Origin of the sequence: Pseudomonas sp. JUb42 (assembly GCF_024807945.1) — a bacterium.
Classification (GTDB): Bacteria; Pseudomonadota; Gammaproteobacteria; order Pseudomonadales; family Pseudomonadaceae; genus Aquipseudomonas.
The window spans coordinates 24881-45822 of record NZ_JANUFD010000025.1; the positions used below are offsets into that span (position 1 = coordinate 24881).

The 20942-nt window shown below is 62.6% G+C and carries 17 protein-coding genes; 10 read left to right on the forward strand and 7 right to left on the reverse strand.

The genetic code is table 11. The annotated features are described in order from the left end of the window. Window positions 1-8: 8 nt before the first annotated feature. Genes M2401_RS32960 through tagH form a run of 7 tightly spaced genes read right to left on the reverse strand, consistent with a single transcriptional unit; the run spans window position 9 to window position 9533 of the window. Window positions 9-728: a PP2C family serine/threonine-protein phosphatase gene (locus tag M2401_RS32960; protein ID WP_259111044.1), complete on the reverse strand. Its 720-nt coding sequence runs from the start codon at window positions 726-728 to the stop codon at window positions 9-11. Beyond that, window positions 729-1382: a type VI secretion system-associated protein TagF gene (tagF, locus tag M2401_RS32965; RefSeq protein WP_259111047.1), complete on the reverse strand. Its 654-nt coding sequence runs from the start codon at window positions 1380-1382 to the stop codon at window positions 729-731. After that, entirely contained in the window at window positions 1379-4882 is a 3504-nt protein-coding gene (tssM, locus tag M2401_RS32970; protein ID WP_259111049.1) for a type VI secretion system membrane subunit TssM, read from the reverse strand. The genes tagF and tssM overlap by 4 nt, the downstream gene beginning before the upstream one ends. Continuing rightward, the gene (locus tag M2401_RS32975; protein ID WP_259111051.1) at window positions 4879-6201 is read right to left on the reverse strand and encodes a DotU family type VI secretion system protein; all 1323 of its coding nucleotides are present in this window, start codon (window positions 6199-6201) and stop codon (window positions 4879-4881) included. Before M2401_RS32975 ends, tssM begins: the two co-directional genes overlap by 4 nt. Before the next feature lie 6 nt (window positions 6202-6207). Then, a complete protein-coding gene (gene tssK, locus M2401_RS32980; protein ID WP_259111053.1) occupies window positions 6208-7542 on the reverse strand; it encodes a type VI secretion system baseplate subunit TssK in 1335 nt (444 codons plus the stop codon). A 15-nt stretch (window positions 7543-7557) separates the two neighbouring features. Further along, window positions 7558-8052, reverse strand: coding sequence for a type VI secretion system lipoprotein TssJ (gene tssJ / locus M2401_RS32985; protein WP_259111055.1), 495 nt, complete (start codon window positions 8050-8052; stop codon window positions 7558-7560). Window positions 8053-8090: 38 nt separating this feature from the next. Then, window positions 8091-9533, reverse strand: coding sequence for a type VI secretion system-associated FHA domain protein TagH (tagH, locus tag M2401_RS32990; protein WP_259111057.1), 1443 nt, complete (start codon window positions 9531-9533; stop codon window positions 8091-8093). A 394-nt stretch (window positions 9534-9927) separates the two neighbouring features. Here tagH and tssA point away from each other — a divergent pair, with 394 nt between their 5' ends. From tssA to tssH, 10 genes are all read left to right on the forward strand, one after another. After that, the gene (tssA, locus tag M2401_RS32995; RefSeq protein WP_259111059.1) at window positions 9928-10962 is read left to right on the forward strand and encodes a type VI secretion system protein TssA; all 1035 of its coding nucleotides are present in this window, start codon (window positions 9928-9930) and stop codon (window positions 10960-10962) included. Between the two features lie 53 nt (window positions 10963-11015). Continuing rightward, window positions 11016-11573 (forward strand): type VI secretion system contractile sheath small subunit, encoded by a 558-nt coding sequence (gene tssB, locus M2401_RS33000; protein WP_259111061.1) that lies wholly within the window; start codon window positions 11016-11018, stop codon window positions 11571-11573. Between the two features lie 12 nt (window positions 11574-11585). Beyond that, window positions 11586-13079 carry a type VI secretion system contractile sheath large subunit gene (gene tssC / locus M2401_RS33005; RefSeq protein ID WP_259111063.1) on the forward strand — a complete coding sequence of 498 codons (1494 nt, stop codon included), beginning with the start codon at window positions 11586-11588 and terminating at the stop codon, window positions 13077-13079. Window positions 13080-13346: 267 nt separating this feature from the next. After that, window positions 13347-13835, forward strand: a complete 489-nt coding sequence (locus M2401_RS33010; RefSeq protein ID WP_259111065.1) for a type VI secretion system tube protein Hcp — start codon at window positions 13347-13349, stop codon at window positions 13833-13835. Window positions 13836-13903: 68 nt separating this feature from the next. Beyond that, the gene (locus tag M2401_RS33015; protein ID WP_259111067.1) at window positions 13904-14341 is read left to right on the forward strand and encodes a type VI secretion system amidase effector protein Tae4; all 438 of its coding nucleotides are present in this window, start codon (window positions 13904-13906) and stop codon (window positions 14339-14341) included. Continuing rightward, window positions 14338-14763 (forward strand): hypothetical protein, encoded by a 426-nt coding sequence (locus tag M2401_RS33020; protein ID WP_259111068.1) that lies wholly within the window; start codon window positions 14338-14340, stop codon window positions 14761-14763. Before M2401_RS33015 ends, M2401_RS33020 begins: the two co-directional genes overlap by 4 nt. Further along, window positions 14757-15272, forward strand: a complete 516-nt coding sequence (gene tssE / locus M2401_RS33025; RefSeq protein WP_259111070.1) for a type VI secretion system baseplate subunit TssE — start codon at window positions 14757-14759, stop codon at window positions 15270-15272. Before M2401_RS33020 ends, tssE begins: the two co-directional genes overlap by 7 nt. Next, window positions 15269-17128, forward strand: a complete 1860-nt coding sequence (gene tssF / locus M2401_RS33030; protein ID WP_259111072.1) for a type VI secretion system baseplate subunit TssF — start codon at window positions 15269-15271, stop codon at window positions 17126-17128. The genes tssE and tssF overlap by 4 nt, the downstream gene beginning before the upstream one ends. After that, on the forward strand, window positions 17092-18159 hold the full coding sequence (gene tssG, locus M2401_RS33035; RefSeq protein ID WP_259111074.1) for a type VI secretion system baseplate subunit TssG: 1068 nt from the start codon (window positions 17092-17094) through the stop codon (window positions 18157-18159). Before tssF ends, tssG begins: the two co-directional genes overlap by 37 nt. Then, window positions 18152-20830 carry a type VI secretion system ATPase TssH gene (tssH, locus tag M2401_RS33040; protein WP_259111075.1) on the forward strand — a complete coding sequence of 893 codons (2679 nt, stop codon included), beginning with the start codon at window positions 18152-18154 and terminating at the stop codon, window positions 20828-20830. Before tssG ends, tssH begins: the two co-directional genes overlap by 8 nt. The last annotated feature ends 112 nt before the right edge of the window (window positions 20831-20942 follow it).

Consider the following 20942-nt stretch of genomic DNA (forward strand, 5'->3'; position numbering starts at 1 on the left):
AGGGCTCTTCAACTGGCTTTGACGACGATGGCCGTAATGTTGTCGGGGGCGCCGCGGGTCAGGCCCAGGTGCACCAGGCTGCGCACCACCGTGTAAGGGTCGGCATGACACAGCACATCGCGAATTTCATGATCTTCGGCGGTCTTGTTCAGACCATCGCTGCATAACAGGTAGCTGTCGCCGGGCAGGATCTGCAGCGCAGCAATGGACAGCTGCAACTGGTCTTCGACGCCAATGGCGCGGGTCACGATGTTGGCCCGTGGATGCACACGGGCTTGGGCCTCGCTGAGCAGGCCGCTGTCCTGCAGGTCCTGGACGTAGCTGTGATCGCGGGAAATGCTGTCCAGCACGCCGTCGCGCAGGCGGTACAAGCGGCTGTCCCCGGCCCACAGGCAAATGCCCTGGTCTTCGCGCACCGCCAGCAAAACTACGGTGCTGCCCATCAGGCTGACCCCGCGATAACGGGTTTCGTCGCGCACCGCCGTGTTGACCTCTTCAAGACGGCTGCGCAAGGCACTGACGTAGATATCCAGAGTCGAGCCAGGCGTTATGCCGCGCAGGGTGTCGACGATCAGACTGCTGACATAATCCCCCGCCGCATGGCCGCCCATGCCATCGGCCACGACCCACAGGCCGTCGCGAGGCAGTTCCAGGCAAGCGTCTTCGTTGATCTGCCGGACCATGCCGACATGGCTGTAGCTGGCGGAGCGATAGGCAATGGCGACCATTTAGCTAGACGCCTCCTGACCCAGCAGAAAGCTGCCGAACGCACTGGCGGCAGGCAACCCGGTGCAGCGCATCAGACCCGGTTCGATGGCTTCGGACCCCCTGCCCCACCACAGGCTGACACCTTCACAGGCCAGGGCGGCCAGGGCGGCGTGACGCGCCTCTGGGGTGGTGACAGGAATGCGCTGCAAACCGGCGAATTGAGCAACTGGAGTGGCCGCCGTGACAGGCAAATCGGTCAAATTTTGTACAGCCTGCTCGAACGTCTCGAAAACAGTTCCCGGTTCAAGACTGCCCAGCAGCAACGCCTCGACCTGTTCAAACCAGTCATCCGCAGCACCGGCCACGTCGCTGATGGCCTGATCAGGCGTCAGCAGGCGCGCAACGGTGAGCGGGAAGTAGCGCCCGACCCGGTCGATGCTTGGCATCAGCACGCCGGTCACCGCGTCCGGTCCACAAACACCGGGGGCCAGGGCGAAGCGCCACAGCGGGCTGATCAGATAGGCATCAAGCCAGGCGCCGCCGAGTTGCTGCTGACTGGCGTGCATGCCCGACGCCAGCCAGGCATCCCAGGGCTGAATAAAACTCTGCGGCAGGCCCCGGCTGACGAAGTCGCCACGGCTGGCCAATTTGCCGTAGAAACCCGGCGTCGTCATAGCCGCTCCGGCAAGCTGAAGCCACGCAGCACGCGGCTCTTGAAGGGGTTGAAGGCGCTGTTGGCGCGCAACTCATAGGAAATGCTCGCGCTGTCGACGCGCAGACGCAGGTTGAACAGGTCCGGGCCATTGCCCGCTACCAGTTCTGACTGATCGAGCAGGCGGAACCATGCCCATGGACCGTCCAGCGTGATGCCGGAGCGACCGTTGGCCAGTGGCGGTGTGATCGACATGCGCACCACGCCAATGCTGCCGGGGTTAGGCCATTGCATGGCCACGGCGCGGCTCGGGCCGTGGTCATAGCTGATTTGCTGGCCGTCGAGTTCCAGCAGGAACTGTGTCACTGAAGCGTCCATGGCCACCGGCTTGAGTTCGAAACGCACCAAAGGCTGCGGGCTGCCAGGACGGAAAAAAGCATCACGAATCGCCGCCGCACGCTGGAAGGTCTGCAACACACCGGCGTTGATCCCCAGCTTCTGCGCCGCACCAGACTGCCAGCGCCAAGTGGCAGCGGTGGTATCGACGTAGGGTTGCAGGTACTTGTTGAAGTAGCTGTCCATCACCCCCCCAACGCTGAAAAAGCGGGCGAAGTCATCGAGGGTGGCGTCCCGGTTGCTGCCCGGCGTCAGCGGATAACGGCCGCTGAGAGACTGGCGATAGACGTTGACCACATCAGTGGTCCAGGCCGCGCTCAACTGATTGCGGACCCCGCCCATCATCGTGCCGGTGGTGGAATTGACCACCGACTTGACCAGACCCTTCACGACCGCAGGCTGGCGATCGGCATTGGTGCTGACCCGCTGCGCAGTGGCGCTGACCTGATTCTTCGCCTCACCGAGCAAGGCATCGCCGCTCGCACCCACCATGGCGCTGACCTGCACATAAAGGGCGTTCATGTCTGCCAGCAAACCATCGATGGCCGCCGGTTCGCCTTCGCCCTTGTTCACCAAGGCATTGAGTTCGGCGAAGTGCGCGGTGACTGGATCATCGCTGACCACGGGGGCGCTGTTATTGGTCGCCTGCTCCTGACCGAGCAGCGAGCCCAGACGTTGCTTGAGCTGATCGACACCGCCATCGACCTTGGCGCCCTGAGCCGCGAGAAGTTTGTCTTCCTGTTGCAGATCGGTTTCCTTGGCTACCGCGGCCAGCAGTTTTTTCAGCGGCGAAGTCGGCCCGGAAATCACCCGCAACACGTCGGCGGCCTGGGCCACGCTGGTGATCGGCACGAAGTCGATATCGGCGAGCAAGGCATCCCACTGGCGCAGGTAATCCTGGAAATACAGGCGCCGCACATCGGCGGCGAGGCTGACCACGTTCTGCTGTTCGGCCTGATCGCGCCCCAGTACCCATTGCTCTTCGGCCAGAGTCCCGGCCTGGCTCAGGCTGGTAGCGAGGAAGGCCTGGCGGTAACCCTTGGCGGTGAAGAAACCACTGAGCGGATCGCCCAACGGCTTGCCGCTCTTGCGTGTGAATACCAGGGCGGCATCACGCCCGGCCGCTTCGCTCAGGCGAAAATCGCTGACGCCTTCCGGCAGCTTTTGCCGTTTGACCCGATCGTAGACCCGCTGTGCTACCGGCAATTGCTGCAACTGGCGGCGCAGGTCATCGATCAGGCGCGGATCCAGCCGCGCATTGGGCGGCTGTTTGTCGAACAGCGCCTGCAAGTGCGCAGTCAGGGCCTGACGCTGATCGGGCGGCAGGTCGCGCGGCAGGGTCTGATCCCAGTCGAGGGTGATCCAGGCCTTAATGAAGTCGGCGTCGTAATGCTCGCTGTCGGCCAGCATCAGGTAGGCCTTCAGGCCCTCATAGAGATAGTCGGAACTGCCGCCGCTGTGCAGCTGCTCTTCGATACGCGTCAGCAGGCGCGGGGCAAAGACGGCAATCAGCAGCTTGCGGTAGACGCTGGCCGCCTCGGCTTGAAGCATGTCGCCCTGATACAGCCCCAGGCCTTGCGACCAGCTCGGCGGATCGCCGGCCAACTGGCGCACCGCGTTGAGCAGCGGCAGTACCGCCACTACGTCTCGCATCGCCGGGCTGAGGTTCTGCACGTTCTGCGCAAGGGGCGCGACCTTATGATCGACCTGAGCGATATACGCCTCGTTGGCCCGATAGCTGACCAGCCACAGCGTGCCGACCACCAGTACCAGGGCAACGGTCGCGGCCAGTACGCCACGGGCAATCCATTTGCGCCGCCGCTCGACCTTGGGATCAACCCCCATCAACCCTTGCTCGGCAAAAGCCACGGCAGTGAACAGTTTCTCGATGAAGTAACTGCGACCGGTGCCGCTCTGCCGCGCCAGGTGCTGGCGGTCCAGGCTCATGCTCTGGGCCATGGCGCCGATCAGGCGGTCGATGGGACTGCCTTCCTGAGTACCGCTGGTGAAGTAGACGCCGCGCAACAGCGTGCGCTCTTCATAGGCATTGGGCTTGAATACGCCATCGAGAAAGCTTTGCAGCGAAGCTTTCAGGGCGCCGAATTGTTGCGGGAAGCCGTAGATCAGATCGCGGCGCGCCGGGTCGCGCTCCTGTTGCAGGCGCTCCACCAGTCGCTCGTTGAGGCGTTGCTCGAGGGCGTCGAACTCGCGCATGAAATCTGCCAGGGGCCCAGCAGCGCTCTTGTCGTCGTCCAGGGCAAAGGTCATGCCCCAGACCTGGGCGCGTTCCTCTTTGCTCAGGGCGTCGTAGAACTCCATGAAGCCCGGCACCAGATCGAGCTTGGTGAGCATCACGTAGATCGGGAAGCGTACGCCCAACTGGGTGTGCAGTTCCTGAATCCGCGCGCGGATCGCTGCGGCGTGGGCAGCGCGTTCGGCATCAGTGCCGAGCAGCAGGTCCGACAGACTGATGGCGATAAAGGCGCCATCGATAGGGCGGCGTGCACGCTGGGTTTTCAGCAGATCGAGAAAGCCCAGCCAGGCGGCCTTGTCGACCTGGGCGTGGCTGTCCTGGGTGGTATAGCGCCCGGCGGTGTCGAGCAGCACGGCTTCGTCGGTGAACCACCAGTCGCAGTTACGCGTACCGCCTACGCCACGAATCGCCCCGGCGCCCATTTGCGCCGCCAGCGGAAAGTGCAGGCCGGAATTGACCAGTGCCGTGGTCTTGCCCGAACCCGGCGGGCCGATGATCACGTACCACGGCAACTCGTACAGATTGCGTTTGGTATCGCCGCCCAGACGCGCCTTTTTCAGCAGGGCCAGGGCTTCGTCCATGCGCTGGCGCAGGGTTGCCAGCTCTTCGGCGGTGGCGACGCTGGCAGGGTCCGGGGCGGTTTCGGCCGCCAGCCCTTCGAGGACTTTATTGGCATGGCGACGCGCCTGGATCAGCCGGAATACCCGGTAGCCGATCCAGATCGCGAACAACAGGATAATCAGCGCCCAGCGCCGCCCTTCCGGCACCAGCGCGCTCAGCAGCGGGCCGAGAAACCAGATGATCAGGCTCAGGGCAATCAGGCCCAGTACGGGGATGACCCAGCGAATGACAAAACCGAAAAACGCCTTCACTCGACCCCCTCCGCCAATACAGTGATTTCAACCCGACGATTCTTCGCCCGGCCCTCGGCCGTCGCGTTGGACGCCAGCGGCTCGGTGTCGCTGCGCCCTTCAGCCGTGAAGCGCTGGGGCTGGCCGGTTTTCGCCGCCAGAATTTGCAGGACCTGTTCGGCACGGGCCTGGGACAGCGCCCAGTTGGACGGGAAGCGGATCGTGGCAATGGGGCGGTTGTCGCTATGGCCGGTGACCCGCACCGAGCCCTTGACCTTGCGGATGGCATCGGCGATGCGCAGCATCAATGGCTGGAAGTCATCGACGATATTGGCGCTGCCGGAGGAGAACAGTTCGTCGCCGCGAATGGTCACGATGGAGCGGTCCACGGCGTCTTCCACCGCGACCTTATTGGCCTTGATGTCTTCGGCAAGGAAACCGGCCAGACGCGGCCGCTCGACAACCTTGGGCTGGATGGCCGGACGGTCGATGGTCTGCACCGGGATTTCGCCCAGGGCATGGATATTCTTGAACACCGGCTCGGCATCGGCCGCCAGCAGCATGCGCAGGCCGACCAACAGCATCAGCAACAGGGCCAGACCAATCGCCAGGCCGACCCAGGGCGGCATGAATTGGGTCAGGCGGTCACGGGCCAGGGTCAGGCCGCGCCAGTGCGGCGACAGCTCGCGTTCGTGTTCGCCACGAGCGGTGCGGATCGCCGCAGCGGTGCGCTCACGCAGGGTCTCCAGATGGCTACGACCATTGTTCATGACCCGATAACGGCCCTCGAACCCCAGGCAGATGCACAGGTATAACAGCTCCATCAGATACAGGCGCTCGCGCGGGCTTTGCAGGCAGTGCTCGAGCAACTGAAAGACTTTCTCACCGCCCCAGGACTCGTTGTGCACGGTGATCAGCAGGCTCTGTTTGCCCCACTCACTGGCGCTGCCCCATGGCGTACTCAGCACGGCTTCATCGAGGGCGGTGCAGAGAACGTAACGCGCCAGCAACACGTCGTTACGCACAATGCCTGCCGCTTCGGCGCGCTCTTCGAACTGGCGCAGGTACGCCAGCAGTTGCGCGCGCAAGCTGGCCGGGGCCGGATGGGCGATGGTGTTGCGCAGGCGCGTGAGCAAGGCCAGCAAAGGCCCGGCCGCGTTTTCCAGAGGGTTGAGACCCTGGCCCTGGCCGGTCGCCAGAGGTGCGGCGGCCACCGTCGGCGGCGCCTGTTCCGGGCGTTCGCCAGCAGGCTGCGGCCCACGACCACCAGGGCGCGGCATGAATTGGGTACGGTCGCCGCCAGAGGCGAACGGGTTCGACGGATCGTCGTTGGGACTCATCGCGGCTTATCCTCGAATCGCCCAGAAGGCCATGTTCAACCCCGGGAATTCACCCGCGACGTGGAAAGCGAAACCGCCGGACTGCTGCAGGTTCTGCCATTGCTCGCTGCCGCGATCCAGCTCGAAGTAAGTGGAACCGGCATGGAACGGAATCTGCCGTGGCGCCACCGGCAACGGTATGAGACCGATGCCCGGCAGTTGCAGGTTGACCATGTCGCGGATGTGCTCGACCGAGCCGACTTTGCTCTGCTGGCCGAAGCGCCCACGCAGGGTTTCGCCGGGCATGTCGGCGCGCACCACAAGGATGAAACTGGCGCTCTCCAGCAGGCTGCGGTCGGCGAGCATGCCGACGCGGATATTGAAGGCCTTCTCCAGCAGCGGGATCGGCGTCGCCTTGCTGTCGATCACCATCGCCAAGGCTTCGCGCAGCGCCTGCATCACCGGGGTGAAGCTGACGATCAGGTCGTCGTGCTGATAACGCGGAAATTCCAGCGGGCGGCGCCCGTCGCGAGAGAAGGTGGCGAACTCACCGGCCAGGCTGACCAGCTCGCTGTAGAAGCGCTCCGGGTGCAGTGGCGTGAGCTGATTCAAGTGGCTGATCAGCGGCTGCGCGCGGTTGACCAGTTGCAGCAACATGAAGTCGGCAATTTCCGAAGCACCACCCGCTCCCGATGCAACTACGCGTCCGGCCAGGGCTTCGCCACGCTGATGCAGCAAGCCCAGCAGTTCGCTGCGAAAGGCCGTCAGGCTCTGGCTGGCGCTGACATCCAGCAGCGGCGGGATATAGCGATCATCGAGGATCAGTGCGCGGTCGGCGCGCTTTTCCTTGATCCGCACCACGCCAACGCTGGCGTAATCGCTGAGGCCGTCCTGCGCGGTGAGCAGGCGCAAGGCCCGCGCGCCAATGGCAACCGGCGCGCGGTTTTCAAACGGCGCGTTGTCGTCACGGACTTCGCGAACCTGGCTGACGTAGCGCGCGGCGCCAAATTCCTCGCCTTCATCGACCGTATCCCTTGCCCCGGCACGCTTGAGCGGCAGAGCCAGATAGACCAGGCCATCGCGCAGGCTGTCATCGATGCTCAACGGGCTGGGCGCCAGATCGTCCTGAGGGATGTTGAACGGTGTGCCGTCCGGCAACAGGCCCCGCGCCGATACGATCGCCAGTTTGCCCTGGGCCAGCAGGCCCTGATCCAGCGACAACTCGGAAAAGCCCCAGGCCCCCGCCGACAGCGGACGGCTGCGTGCGTCGATGAGGTTTTCCAGATAACGGTCGTGCTGCTGGAAGTGCTGCGTTCCGATGAACATGCCTTCCGACCAGACCACGCGATTGTTCCAGGACATGACTTCTCCGTGTGCCTATTGGGCGGGGGTTGGGGTGCTTTGCAGGGCGCGCACATCAAGGCTGATCGTGTATTCGGTGCTTTGGCGCGGCAGCACGCTGATGACCGTGCGCCAGCGCGCCTGATCGATCTCGCGATAGCTCACCACCAGCCCCAGTTGCCGCGTCGCCGCAGTCAGGGTGCGGCGGATATCCAGGCTCTGGCCGGGGCGTACCAGCACTTCGTCCTGATCGACCAGGTCAACGCCGAGGGTCGCCTGGGCGCGTTCAGCCAAAGCGAAGTAGTCAGCACGGGTGAAAGTGGCGCTGTTCTTGAGTTCATACAGACGCACCCGCACGGGCGCGGCCTGACCGTCAGCACCAGGGTTGAGCCCGGCCACCGCCTGAAAATGCAGGGTAATGGTGGCGCTGTCCGGCTCTGCAGGCGGCGGCGCTTGTACAGCAGGTTTGTCCTTGCCACAGGCGCTCAGCAGCACGGCCAGCAGCGCTGAAAAGAAAACACGTTGAATCATCCTGAGCCTCAATGGCATGTCGAAACGGTCCTGGGGGGTCAAGTGCGGCGCAGCCGGGCACTGTGTTCTTCGTAGGCTCGGCTGAATTCACGACCGAACAGGTCCTGGAAATCGTCCTCGGCCTCACTGGAAATCTGCGAATACAACGCGGTGAATTGCTGCCAGTACTGGGCCTGACGCGAGCCACCGAACAGGTTAGACAGGCCGCCAGGCTTGCCCATGCGCGTCTCCAGCGCCGCAGGTTCGAAGCGCTTGAGCAGGTGTTTGATGGCCGCCTCGACCCCGGCCATCACCGCCAATTGGTGGGCGCGCAAGTCGTCGAAGCTGTCCTTGATCGCCAGGTCCGGGGCCATGAACGCCTGATTGCTGTGGCGCAGCAGCAACAGCAGCGCCTCGTCGGCATTGGGGGCGAACTTCAGCGGGTTGTTTTCCACGGGACGGATCAAGGTCTGCTGCATGCGGAACTCGCCCTTGAGGCTGCTGCGGGCACGCAGGACGTCGATCAGCCCCTCGACCATCAGCCGGTAACTGCGGCCGATGGCTTCCATCTGCGCTTCGGCCTGGGCGTGATCGATGCGCAACTGATCGAGCCCGGCGCCGCGCAGGAAGGCTTGCAGCAACTCAGGGCGCAAGGCTTCGGCCGGTTGTGCAGCGGGCGGTACAGGCGGCGCAGCAATCGGCGGTTCCGAGGGCGTCACTACTGGCGGCGCAGGCGGTGTTGCAGGCGGGAAAACCACCTGCTCGACGCTCGGCGGCGCCATTACCAATGGCTCCACGGGCGCAACTGGCTTGGACAGATCAACCGATGGCGCGGGCAGGTCGGACAGCAGGTCCCAGTCATCCGGGATCAGCATCGGCGCAGCCGGCGGTGGCGTGGCTACAGGAGGTGCAGCGACCGGCGCGGGAACGAACGGCGCAGGCGGACGAAAATCATGCTGTTGGGCCGGTACATGGTCCGGCTGGGTCGCTGGCGGCACCACGGAAGGCGTCAGAAAATCGAACAGGTCGGGCATCGTCGCGTTGGCCGATCCGCCCTGAAAATGCGCGGTAGTTGGAATCACCGGCGGCGCTGCGACTGGCGTGCTCGCGCGGCCCATCAGCGCCTCGAAACTGTTGGCATTATCGCCACTGGAAAGCACCGGATCGTACACTTGCAGCGTGAAGTCGATACGCGCCTGGATTTCGTATTCGCCAATACGGATAACTTCCCCATCCTGCAAGGGTTCGCTGTTACCGCGACGCAGGCGGATACCCGCATGTAATAGCTCAACGCCATTAGTGCTGGTGTCGGTCAGATAGTAACGGCCATCTTTATATTGGATAACGCAATGTTTAGCGGAAACTAAGCGCTCAGGGTCGGGCAACACCCAGTCATTTTCTTGACTGCGGCCAATTGCCATCACGCCGTTATCCATTGATTTCTCTGGACATTGCCCGGGCGTGATCTTGTGATAACTAGTGATAGTCAAACACAGCGCCATTGCGCCTCCTTGCTTACATTGCGCGTGGTCTACAGGGCAGAGATATCACACTGTCCAGACCTGGCGTCCGTTTACATAAACGCCACTTAAACAGATGGTTTTCCCAGCCAACTGGCTGAAAATGCGCGGATTTAACCACACTTATGCGAAATTCATACAGGCAGTGACCGGTCGGTCGTGCAACCTGTTAGCTGCGTCACAACTGTTACGCGGGCCGAGAGCTTACCTTGACAAGGCTCAACGCCTAAAACAAAAATGCCCGACCCTTTTATATTCGTGATGCCACACTGACATCAATTAAAAATATTGGTTCAACACCGATAATAAATTTCCCATGTGAACTTTAACCGGTATTAACTGACCAACCCGCAGGCTGATAAGGAGATCTGAGTTGGTGGACGTGTCGTTGTTGCTCGCCCCTGTTTCCGGGAACTTGCCGTGCGGCGAAGACCTGGAATATGACGCGGATTTCTTGCAGTTGGAACGCGACGCCCAAGGTAAACCGGAACGCTCCATGGGCGATTCGGTACAGGCGGCCGAGCCACCGCAATGGCGCGTGATAGAGCAGTCCAGCAGTGCCCTCCTGCAACGCAGCAAAGACCTGCGCATTACCCATTTCCTATTGCAAAGCGCCCTGGCCCAGGACGGTTTCGCCGGCCTCGCCAGCAGCCTGACCCTGATCCGCGAACTGCTCGCCAGTTATTGGGCCGACCTCTACCCTTTGCTCGACGCCGATGACGACAACGACCCCACCGTGCGAGTCAATGCGCTCGCCGGCCTGGCCTGCGATACCAATGTGCGCCTGCTGCGCGAAAGCATCCTGACCCGCTCGAGGGCGTTCGGTCCGGTCAGCCTGCGCGCGGCGCTCAATGCCAGCGGCATGCAGAGTTTCAGCGATGAATCCCTGGGCGCCGATACCCTGCGCGCAGCCCTGCAGGACAGCGACGCCGAGCACCTCGCCGCAGTCCGCGCTGCCATTGGCCAAGCCCGGGAATCGGCCGAAGCCATCGAGCGCTTCGTCAACGAGCAGGTCGGATCCGCCCAGGGCGTCGATCTCAGCGCATTGAAACAGCCTCTGCGCCAAGCCCTGCAAATCCTCGGCGAGTACGCCCCCGGCAGCGAGACGGCCGTCACAGAATCCAGCGAAACCGGGGGTGCGACAGAACTTTCCGGCACCGCCGAGGCTCCCAAGCCAGCCCGTAGCTGCGGACCTGTTGTGCCTGGAGAAATCAGCAACCGCGATGACGTCACTCAAAGCCTCGACCGCCTGCTGGCGTATTACGCCCGCCATGAGCCCTCCAGCCCGCTTCCGGTGCTGTTGAATCGGGCCCGGCAACTGGTCCAGGCGGACTTTGCCACCATCGTGCGCAACCTGATTCCCGACGGCATGTCGCAATTCGAAAACTTGCGCGGTCCTGACGCTGACTGACCCGCAAGGCGGGCTCAGGCAAGGATCACGCACCTCGTTACCGGCAACGACCGATGACGCCAATACCGTCGCAAGCAGCGACCAGGAGGAGCAACGTGGCGAACAGCAGTTCTCAGAAATTCATCGCGCGCAACCGTGCGCCACGGGTCCAGATCGAGTACGACGTGGAGCTGTACGGTGCCGAGAAAAAGGTCCAGTTGCCCTTCGTCATGGGCGTTCTGGCCGATCTCGCCGGCAAGCCTGCCGAGCCGCTGCCCGCCGTGGCTGACCGCAAGTTCCTGGAAGTGGACGTCGACAACTTCGACTCACGCCTCAAGGCCATGAAGCCGCGCGTGGCGTTCAACGTGCCCAACGAGCTGACCGGCGAAGGCAACCTGAGCCTGGATATCACCTTCGAAAGCATGGACGACTTCAGCCCTGCCGCCGTGGCGCGCAAGGTCGATTCGCTGAACCAGTTGCTCGAAGCCCGTACCCAGCTCGCCAACCTGCTGACCTACATGGACGGCAAGACTGGCGCCGAAGAAATCATCATGAAGGCGATCAAGGACCCCGCGTTGCTGCAGGCCCTGGCGAGCGCGCCAAAGCCCAAAGATGCCGAGCCGAACGCTTAAGGACAAACGATCATGACCGAGTTGCAGCGCGACAATCAGGCGCCTCTGGGCGCCACCGAACAGACCAGCGAATTCGCGTCCCTGCTGATGCAGGAATTCAAGCCCAAGACCGAGCGTGCCCGCGAAGCGGTCGAGACCGCCGTGCGTACCCTGGCCGAACAGGCTCTGGCGCAGACCAGTCTGGTCTCCAACGATGCGATCAAATCCATCGAATCGATCATTGCGGCCATCGACGCCAAGCTCACCGCCCAGGTCAATCAGGTGATCCATCACCCGCAGTTCCAAGAGCTGGAAAGCGCCTGGCGCGGCCTGCACTACCTGGTCAACAACACCGAAAGCGATGAGCAGCTGAAGATTCGCGTGCTGAACATTTCCAAGCCGGAACTGCACAAGACCCTGAAGAAATTCAAGGGCACGGCCTGGGACCAGAGCCCGATCTTCAAGAAGATGTACGAAGAGGAATACGGCCAGTTCGGCGGCGAACCTTACGGCTGCCTGGTTGGCGACTACTACTTCGACCAGTCGCCACCGGATGTCGAGCTGCTGGGCGAGCTGTCCAAGGTCTGCGCAGCCATGCACGCACCGTTCATTTCTGCGGCCTCGCCGACGGTGATGGGCATGGGTTCGTGGCAGGAGCTGTCCAACCCGCGTGACCTGACCAAGATCTTCACGACGCCGGAATACGCTGGCTGGCGCTCCCTGCGCGAGTCCGAGGATGCGCGCTACATCGGCCTGACCATGCCGCGCTTCCTGGCACGCCTGCCGTACGGCGCCAAGACCGATCCGGTGGAAGCCTTCGCTTTCGAAGAAGACACCGACGGTGCCGACAGCGCCAAGTACACCTGGGCCAACGCGGCCTATGCCATGGCGGTGAACATCAACCGTTCGTTCAAACACTACGGCTGGTGCTCGCGGATTCGCGGCATCGAGTCCGGTGGTGAAGTGCAGAACCTGCCTGCCCACACCTTCCCGACCGATGACGGCGGCGTGGACATGAAGTGCCCGACCGAGATCGCCATCTCCGACCGTCGCGAAGCAGAGCTGGCCAAGAACGGTTTCATGCCGCTGCTGCACAAGAAAAATACCGACTTCGCCGCGTTCATCGGCGCCCAGTCGCTGCAGAAGCCTGCCGAATACGACGATCCGGACGCCACCGCCAACGCCAACCTGGCCGCGCGCCTGCCGTACCTGTTCGCCACCTGCCGCTTCGCCCACTACTTGAAGTGCATCGTGCGCGACAAGATCGGCTCGTTCAAAGAGAAGGACGAAATGCAGCGCTGGTTGCAGGACTGGATCCTCAACTACGTCGACGGCGACCCGGCCCACTCCACCGAAACCACCAAGGCCGAGCACCCGCTGGCCGCCGCCGAAGTGGTGGTCGAGGACGTGGAAGGCAACCCTGGCTACTACACCTCGAAGTTCTTCCTGCGTCCGCATTACCAGCTGGAAGGGCTGACCGTGTCGCTGCGTCTGGTTTCCAAGCTGCCTTCGGCCAAGAGCGCCTGAGTCAGAAGTGAGCAGTGGGAGCGGTTTCTGTGGGGTGCAAACCCTGTGGAATCGAACCCTGTGGGAGCGAATGGTGTGGGAGCGAATTCATTCGCGAAGAGGCCGGTACATTCGGCGCATTTTTAGCGGCTGACATACTGCTTTCGCGAATGAATTCGCTCCCACAAGTCGCTCCCACGGATCCCTCATAGAAAGGGGCGGCGCGTTTTAACCAAATTGCATCTCTGAAAAATAAACACAGTGGCCCGTGCCACATCAGGAGAGAACATGGCTGTCGATATTTTTATCAAGATCGGTGACATCAAGGGCGAGTCCCAGGACAAGGCCCACAAGGACGAAATCGACGTACTGAACTGGAGCTGGGGCATGAGCCAGTCCGGCAACATGCACGTCGGCAGCGGTGGCGGTGCGGGCAAGGTCGAGATTCGCGACCTGTCGATCACCAAGTACGTGGACAAGGCCTCGCCGAACCTGATGATGCATTGCAGCAGCGGCAAGCACATCGACAAGGTCAAGCTGACCGTGCGCAAGGCCGGTGGCGAAAGCCAGGTCGAGTACCTGGTCATCAACCTCGAAGAAGTCATGGTCACCTCCCTGAGCACTGGCGGTTCGGGCAGCGATGATCGCCTGACCGAAAGCGTCACCCTGAACTTCGCTCAGGTGCTGGTCGACTACCAGCCACAGAAAGCAGACGGCACCAAGGAAGGCGGCCCGGTCAAATACGGCTGGAACATCCGCTCCAATACCAAGCGCTGATTCGCGTACGCCCCGGTCGTCAAAGGCCGGGGCGTTTTTGCGCCCTTTCGTATTAGAGAGTCTGACTCATGGCCAAGCCTTCATTCATCAACCTGTTGAATGCCTATCCAAAGGTTCCGTCCCCCTGCGATCAACCATGGGGCAACCAGTGCGCCATCCGCATGAGCATTGCGCTCAACGGCGAGCTGGGTATCAAAGTCAATAAATCGACCTACACCGAGCCCAAGTGCAAGCATGAACATGCCCGTGGTGCGGAGTCGTTGGCGAACTGGCTGTGGCGCCACCACCTGGGCCGGCCCACCATCCTCGGCGGCAGCGCCAAGGATCGCCTGACCATCGCCAACAAGACCGGTATCGTCTTCTTCAAGGATTGCTTCGCCCGTGGCGGCGAAGAGGAAAGCCAGCGTTCCGGTGACCACATCGACCTGTGGAATCGCGGTAAAACCATGGGTTTCTACGATGGCGACTATATGTCGAAACAAGTCTGGTTCTGGGAGCTGGTATGAGCACCGCGATCAAGACTGCAGCCATTGGCTGTCTGCTTTTCAGCCTCAACGCGTGCGCTGACTCGCAGACCATGGCAATTCAGGCGAACCTCGGCGGACAAGCTCTGAAGCTGGTGGACGCTCAGGGTCAGTGCGCGGTGCTCAAGCCAGATAACACGCAATTGGCGCTGGGCATGGAGTGGCCTTGCCAGTTCAGCCCGGACCGTAAAGGTCAGGTCCGTGTGGAAGTTTTCAAGTCAGTGCCCATTGTGCTGGTTGAGCACACTGATCCGGAAAAAACACCTGGCGCCGGCTGCCTGACGAAATCTCAGGCAATACGCTTGCGCAGCGGCGTACTTGAGACATCCAGTGTCAATCAGAGTGCAATGTGCGGTAGAGGCGTTCAGGATCAAAAAATGTTCGTAGGCATGTTCCGTTGGTAACCGACCTGACCTCTCGCGAACGCCTGCAACCGTCGCTGCTCGACCGGTTGACCGACGACGAGCCAGGCAATCTGCAGGAAGGCAGCGACAAGCGCGTGCTTTCCCTGAGCCAGCTCAAGGCCTCGGTGCTGCGCGACCTGACCTGGCTGCTCAACACCACGTCACTGCTCGACGCCGATGCCACGCTCAACACCCCGGCGGGCACTTCAGTGGTCAATTACGGCCTGCCTGCGCTGGCAGGCAACAGCGCATCGAGTATCGACATCAATGCGCTGGAAGCCCTGATTCACCGCGCCATCGCCACCTTTGAGCCGCGCATCCTGCGCCATACCCTGCGCGTGCGGGCACGGGTAGCGCCGGGTGAAATGAACCATAACGCCCTGAGCTTCGAGATCGAAGGTGATCTGTGGGCGCAGCCGGTGGCCTTGCCGCTGTTGCTGCGCACCGATCTGGACCTGGAATCCGGGCATGTGCAGGTCGTGCCTGCCGAGCAACGGAGGCGCTCATGAATCCGCGCCTGCTGGAGCTGTACAACCAGGAACTGCAACACGTGCGCGAAAGCGCTGCCGAGTTCGCCAAGGAATACCCGAAGATCGCCGGGCGCCTGACCCTGTCGGGACTGGACTGTGCCGACCCCTATGTGGAGCGCCTGCTGGAAGGCTTCGCCTACCTGACGGCGCGGGTGCAGCTCAAGCTCGACGCCGAGTACCCGACCTTCACCCATAACCTGCTGGAAATCGCCTACCCGCACTATCTGGCGCCCACGCCGTCGATGACCGTGGTGCAGATGCACGCCGATACCGACGAAGGCTCCCTGAGCAGCGGCTTTACCCTGCCCCGCGACAGCGTGTTGCGTGCGACCCTGGGCCGCGACTCCCAGACCTCTTGCGAGTACCGCACCGCACATCCGGTGACGCTGTGGCCGCTGAAGGTCAGCCAGGCCGAATATTTCGGCAACCCCGCCGCCGTGCTCGGCCGTCTTGCCGCCAGCGAACCGAAGGCCAAGGCCGGGTTACGCATTACCCTGCGCACCGGCGCCGAGCTGCCGTTCAACGCCCTGAGCCTGGACAGCCTGCCGTTCTACCTCAGTGGCAACGACGAACAACCTTTCCGCCTCTACGAGCAATTGCTTGGTAATGCCTGCGCCGTATTCGCCCGCCAGCCAGGCAGCGACTGGGTCGAGCGCCTGCCCCAGGACGCCCTGCGTGCCTGCGGTTTCGATGACCGCGAAGCGGCTTTACCGGTAGTGCCGCAAGCCTTTCAGGGTTATCGCCTGTTGCAGGAATATTTCGCCCTGCCCCAGCGTTTTCTGTTCGTCGAATTCGCCGGACTGTCCCGTGCCGTGCAGCGTTGCTCCGGCCAGGAACTGGAATTGATCATTCTGTTCGAGCGCTTCGAGCAGGGTCTGGAAAGCAGCGTCGGTGCCGCACAGTTCCTGCCGTTCTGCACCCCGGCGATCAATCTGTTCCCGCGTCGGGTCGACCGCATCCACTTGAGTGATCGGGTCAACGAGCATCATGTGATCGCCGACCGCACCCGCCCGATGGATTTCGAGATTCACTCCCTGACCGGCATCACCGGGCATGGCACTGGACCGGACCAGAGTTTCCTGCCGTTCTACGCGGTACGCGACCCGTCCCGCTATGGCCGCGACAAGGCCTATTACACCTTGCGCCGCGAACCCCGGGTACTGTCCAGCGAGCAACGCCGCACCGGCACGCGCTCGACTTATGTCGGCAGCGAAACCTTTGTCAGCCTGGTGGACAGCCAACAAGCGCCGTACCGCCACGACCTGCGTCAATTGGGCGTCAGCGCCCTGTGCACCAATCGCGACCTGCCGCTGTTCATGAACGTCGGCGGCGGCACCACGGATTTCACCCTGGCCGACAGTGCGCCGGTGTCCTCGGTGCGTTGCGTCGCCGGCCCGAGCCGCCCAAGGGCCAGCCACGCCCATGACAACAAGGCCTGGCGCCTGATCAGCCAGTTGTCGCTGAACTACCTGTCGCTGAGCGAACAGGGTCAGGGCGCGGCGGCCTTGCGTGAACTGCTGCGCCTGTACGGCGACAGTCACGATCCGGCCCTGCAACTGCAGATCGAAGGCCTGCGCGAAGTCAGCAGCAAGCCCTGCACACGACGCCTGCCCATGCCCGGCCCGATCGTCTTTGGCCGTGGCCTGGAGATCACCCTGGAATTCGACGAAAACGCTTTCCGTGGCACCGGAGTCTTCCTCCTGGGCGCCGTGTTTGAGCGTTTCCTGACACGTTATGTGTCGATCAACAGCTTTACCGAGACGGTGATACGTACCACCGAACGCGGCGAGATCATGCGATGGAAAGCCAAGCCCGGACGCCGTCCGACCCTGTAGACACATTGACGGCCATGCAGGATCAGCCCTGGGAATACGACTTCTTCCAGGCGCTGCGCCGTATCGAGTGCGAATCGCCAGAGCTGCCGCGCCTGGGCCATTCGCTGCGCCTGAGCGACGACCCGCTGCGCCTCGGCCAGCAGCCGGACTGCGCTTTTGCGCCTTCGACACTGGCCTCGATGACACCCGCCGAAGCCGACAAACCGGCGCGTCTGGAACAGTTCTTTTTCGGCCTCGGCGGCCCCAACGGCCCGCTGCCGCTGCACATCACCGAGTACGTGCGCGACCGCCAGCGTAATAACGCCGATACCACCAGCAAGCGCTTCCTCGATGTCTTCCACCATCGCCTGTTGAGCCTGTTCTACCGGGCCTGGGCCGAAGCGCGGCCGACCGTCAGTCACGACCGCCCGGATGACGATTATTGGTCTGCGCGCCTGGCCGCCCTGAGCGGACGTGGCATGCCCAGCCTGCTCCAGCACGGCGTAATTCCCGATACCGCCAAGCTGCACTACAGCGGCCATCTGGCGGCGCAAACCCGCTACCCCGACGGCTTGCGCGCCATCCTCGGCCATTACTTCGGCCTGCCGGTGGAAATCGAGGAGTACGTCGGCCAGTGGCTGGAATTGCCCGAGCGCAGCCGGGTCGGGCGCGTGGCCCATCAGTTGGGCGTGGATTTTTGCCTGGGTAGCCACGTCTGGGATCGTCAGCACAAATTCCGTATCCGTATCGGTCCGCTCAAGCTGGACGACTACATGGGGCTGTTGCCCGACGGCGAGCCGTTCAAGGAACTGGTGGTCTGGGTCGCCGAGTACGTGGGCCACGAACTGGACTGGGACCTGAACCTGGTTCTGCAACAACCTGAAGTACCAAAATTCCAACTCAACGGGCGTCAGCGGCTGGGTTTCAATACCTGGCTGGGGCAGCCCGCCACTGATGCTGGGGATCTGATTCTGGCCAGGCATTACGCCGATCAAAAGACGGCCGAACAAGCCTCATCAGCCACACATTCAAGGAGTCATGCACATGGGTGAAATCAGTCGCGCCGCGTTATTCGGCAAACTCAACAGCGTGGCCTACAAGGCCATCGAAGCGGCCACGGTGTTCTGCAAGCTGCGGGGCAATCCCTATGTGGAGCTGGCGCACTGGTTTCACCAACTTTTGCAATTGCAGGACTCGGACCTGCATCGCCTCATCCGTCAGTTCGACGTCGAGCCTGCGCGCCTGGCCCGGGACCTGACCGAAGCGCTGGACCGCCTGCCGCGTGGTTCGACCTCGATCACCGACCTGTCATCCCATGTCGAAGAAGCCGTGGAACGCGGCTGGGTCTACGGCAGCCTGATGTTCGGCGAAAGCCAGGTGCGCACTGGCTACCTGCTGCTCGGCATTCTCAAGACCCCAAGCCTGCGCAATGCGCTGATCGGGCTGTCGGCGGAGTTCAACAAGGTCAAGGTCGAAGCCCTCAGCGAGCGCTTTGACGAATACGTCGGCGACTCACCGGAAAACGCCCTGGGCGCCAGCGACGGTTTCAACGCCGGTGCCGTGCCCGGCGAGGCCAGTGGCGCCATGGCACCCAGCGCCATGGGCAAGCAGGAAGCCCTCAAGCGCTTCACCGTGGATCTCACCGAACAGGCGCGCAGCGGCAAGCTCGACCCCATCGTCGGGCGTGACGAGGAAATTCGCCAACTGGTGGATATCCTCATGCGCCGCCGCCAGAACAACCCGATCCTGACCGGTGAGGCCGGTGTCGGCAAAACCGCAGTAGTCGAAGGTTTCGCCCTGCGCATCGTCGCAGGCGACGTACCGCCGGCCCTGAAAGACGTCGAACTGCGCAGCCTCGATGTCGGCCTGTTGCAGGCGGGTGCGAGCATGAAAGGCGAGTTCGAACAACGCCTGCGCCAGGTCATCGAAGACGTGCAGGCCTCGCCCAAGCCGATCATTCTGTTCATCGACGAAGCCCATACCCTGGTCGGTGCCGGTGGCGCGGCCGGGACCGGCGATGCCGCCAACCTGCTCAAGCCCGCTCTGGCCCGTGGCACCCTGCGCACCGTCGCCGCCACCACTTGGGCCGAGTACAAGAAGCACATCGAAAAAGACCCGGCCCTGACCCGCCGCTTCCAGGTCGTACAGGTCGCCGAACCGTCCGAAGACAAAGCCCTGCTGATGATGCGCGGCGTGGCCTCGACCATGGAGCAGCATCACAAGGTACAGGTCCTCGACGAAGCGCTGGAGGCTTCGGTGAAGCTGTCCCACCGCTACATTCCGGCGCGCCAGTTGCCGGACAAATCCGTCAGCCTGCTGGACACCGCCTGCGCCCGTGTCGCCATCAGCCTGCACGCAGTCCCCGCTGAAGTGGACGACAGCCGCCGTCGTATCGAAGCTCTGGAAATCGAACTGCAAATCATCGCTCGCGAAGACGCCATCGGCATTGATATTGGCGCTCGCCGCAACAACAGCGAAGCGCTGCTGGCGGCCGAGCGCGAACGCCTGACCGATCTGGAAAGCCGCTGGGCCGAGGAACGCATACTGGTGGACGAACTGCTCGACGTCCGCGCGCAACTGCGCGAGAGCGTCGGTGTGGTGGACAGCGATGCCGGGGCCGGGCAAAACCAGGCGCTGCGTACCCGACTGGTCGACCTGCAAACCCGCCTCAGCGCCCTGCAAGGCGAGTCGCCGCTGATCCTGCCGACCGTGGACTATCAGGCTGTGGCCTCGGTGGTCGCCGACTGGACCGGGATTCCGGTCGGGCGCATGGCGCGCAACGAATTGGAAACCGTGCTCAAGCTCGATCAGCACCTGATGAAACGCATCATCGGCCAGGACCATGCCCTGCAAATGATCGCCAAGCGCATCCAGACTTCCCGCGCTGGCCTGGATAACCCGAACAAGCCGATTGGCGTGTTCATGCTTGCGGGCACCTCAGGCGTCGGCAAGACCGAAACCGCCCTGGCCCTGGCCGAAGCCATGTATGGCGGCGAGCAGAACGTCATCACCATCAACATGAGCGAATTCCAGGAAGCCCATACCGTCTCCACGCTCAAGGGTGCGCCTCCGGGTTATGTCGGTTATGGCGAAGGCGGCGTGCTGACCGAAGCGGTGCGGCGCAAACCCTACAGCGTGGTGTTGCTCGACGAAGTGGAAAAAGCCCACCCGGACGTGCATGAAATCTTCTTCCAGGTGTTCGACAAGGGCGTCATGGAGGACGGCGAGGGCCGAGTGATCGACTTCAAGAACACCTTGATCCTGCTGACCACCAACGCCGGGACCGAGCTGATTTCCCAGCTGTGTCAGGATGCCCATAACATGCCTGACCCCGAGTTCATCGCCAAGGCCCTGCGCCAGCCGCTGCTGGAAATCTTCCCACCAGCCCTGCTCGGCCGCCTGGTAACGATCCCTTATTACCCGCTCAGCGACACCATGCTCAAGGCCATCACCCGCCTGCAACTGGACCGCATCAAGAAGCGCGTGGAAAACACCCATAAGGTGGCATTCGACTACGACGATGCCGTACTCGACCTGATCGTCTCGCGTTGCACCGAAACCGAGAGCGGCGGACGAATGATCGACACCCTGTTGACCAACACCCTGCTGCCGGACATGAGCCGCGAATTCCTGACCCGCATGCTGGAAGGCAAGGCCATGGCCAGCGTGCGGATCGGGGAACAGAACGGCGAGTTTCATTATGAATTTGCTGACACGCCCTGAAACGCGCATTAGGGAATAAATAGGGGTGAATTCAATGGGAATTTTTTGTGGGAGCGAATTCATTCGCGAAGGCGGTGTTTCAGACTCCTTATATGAGTCGGATGTACCGGCC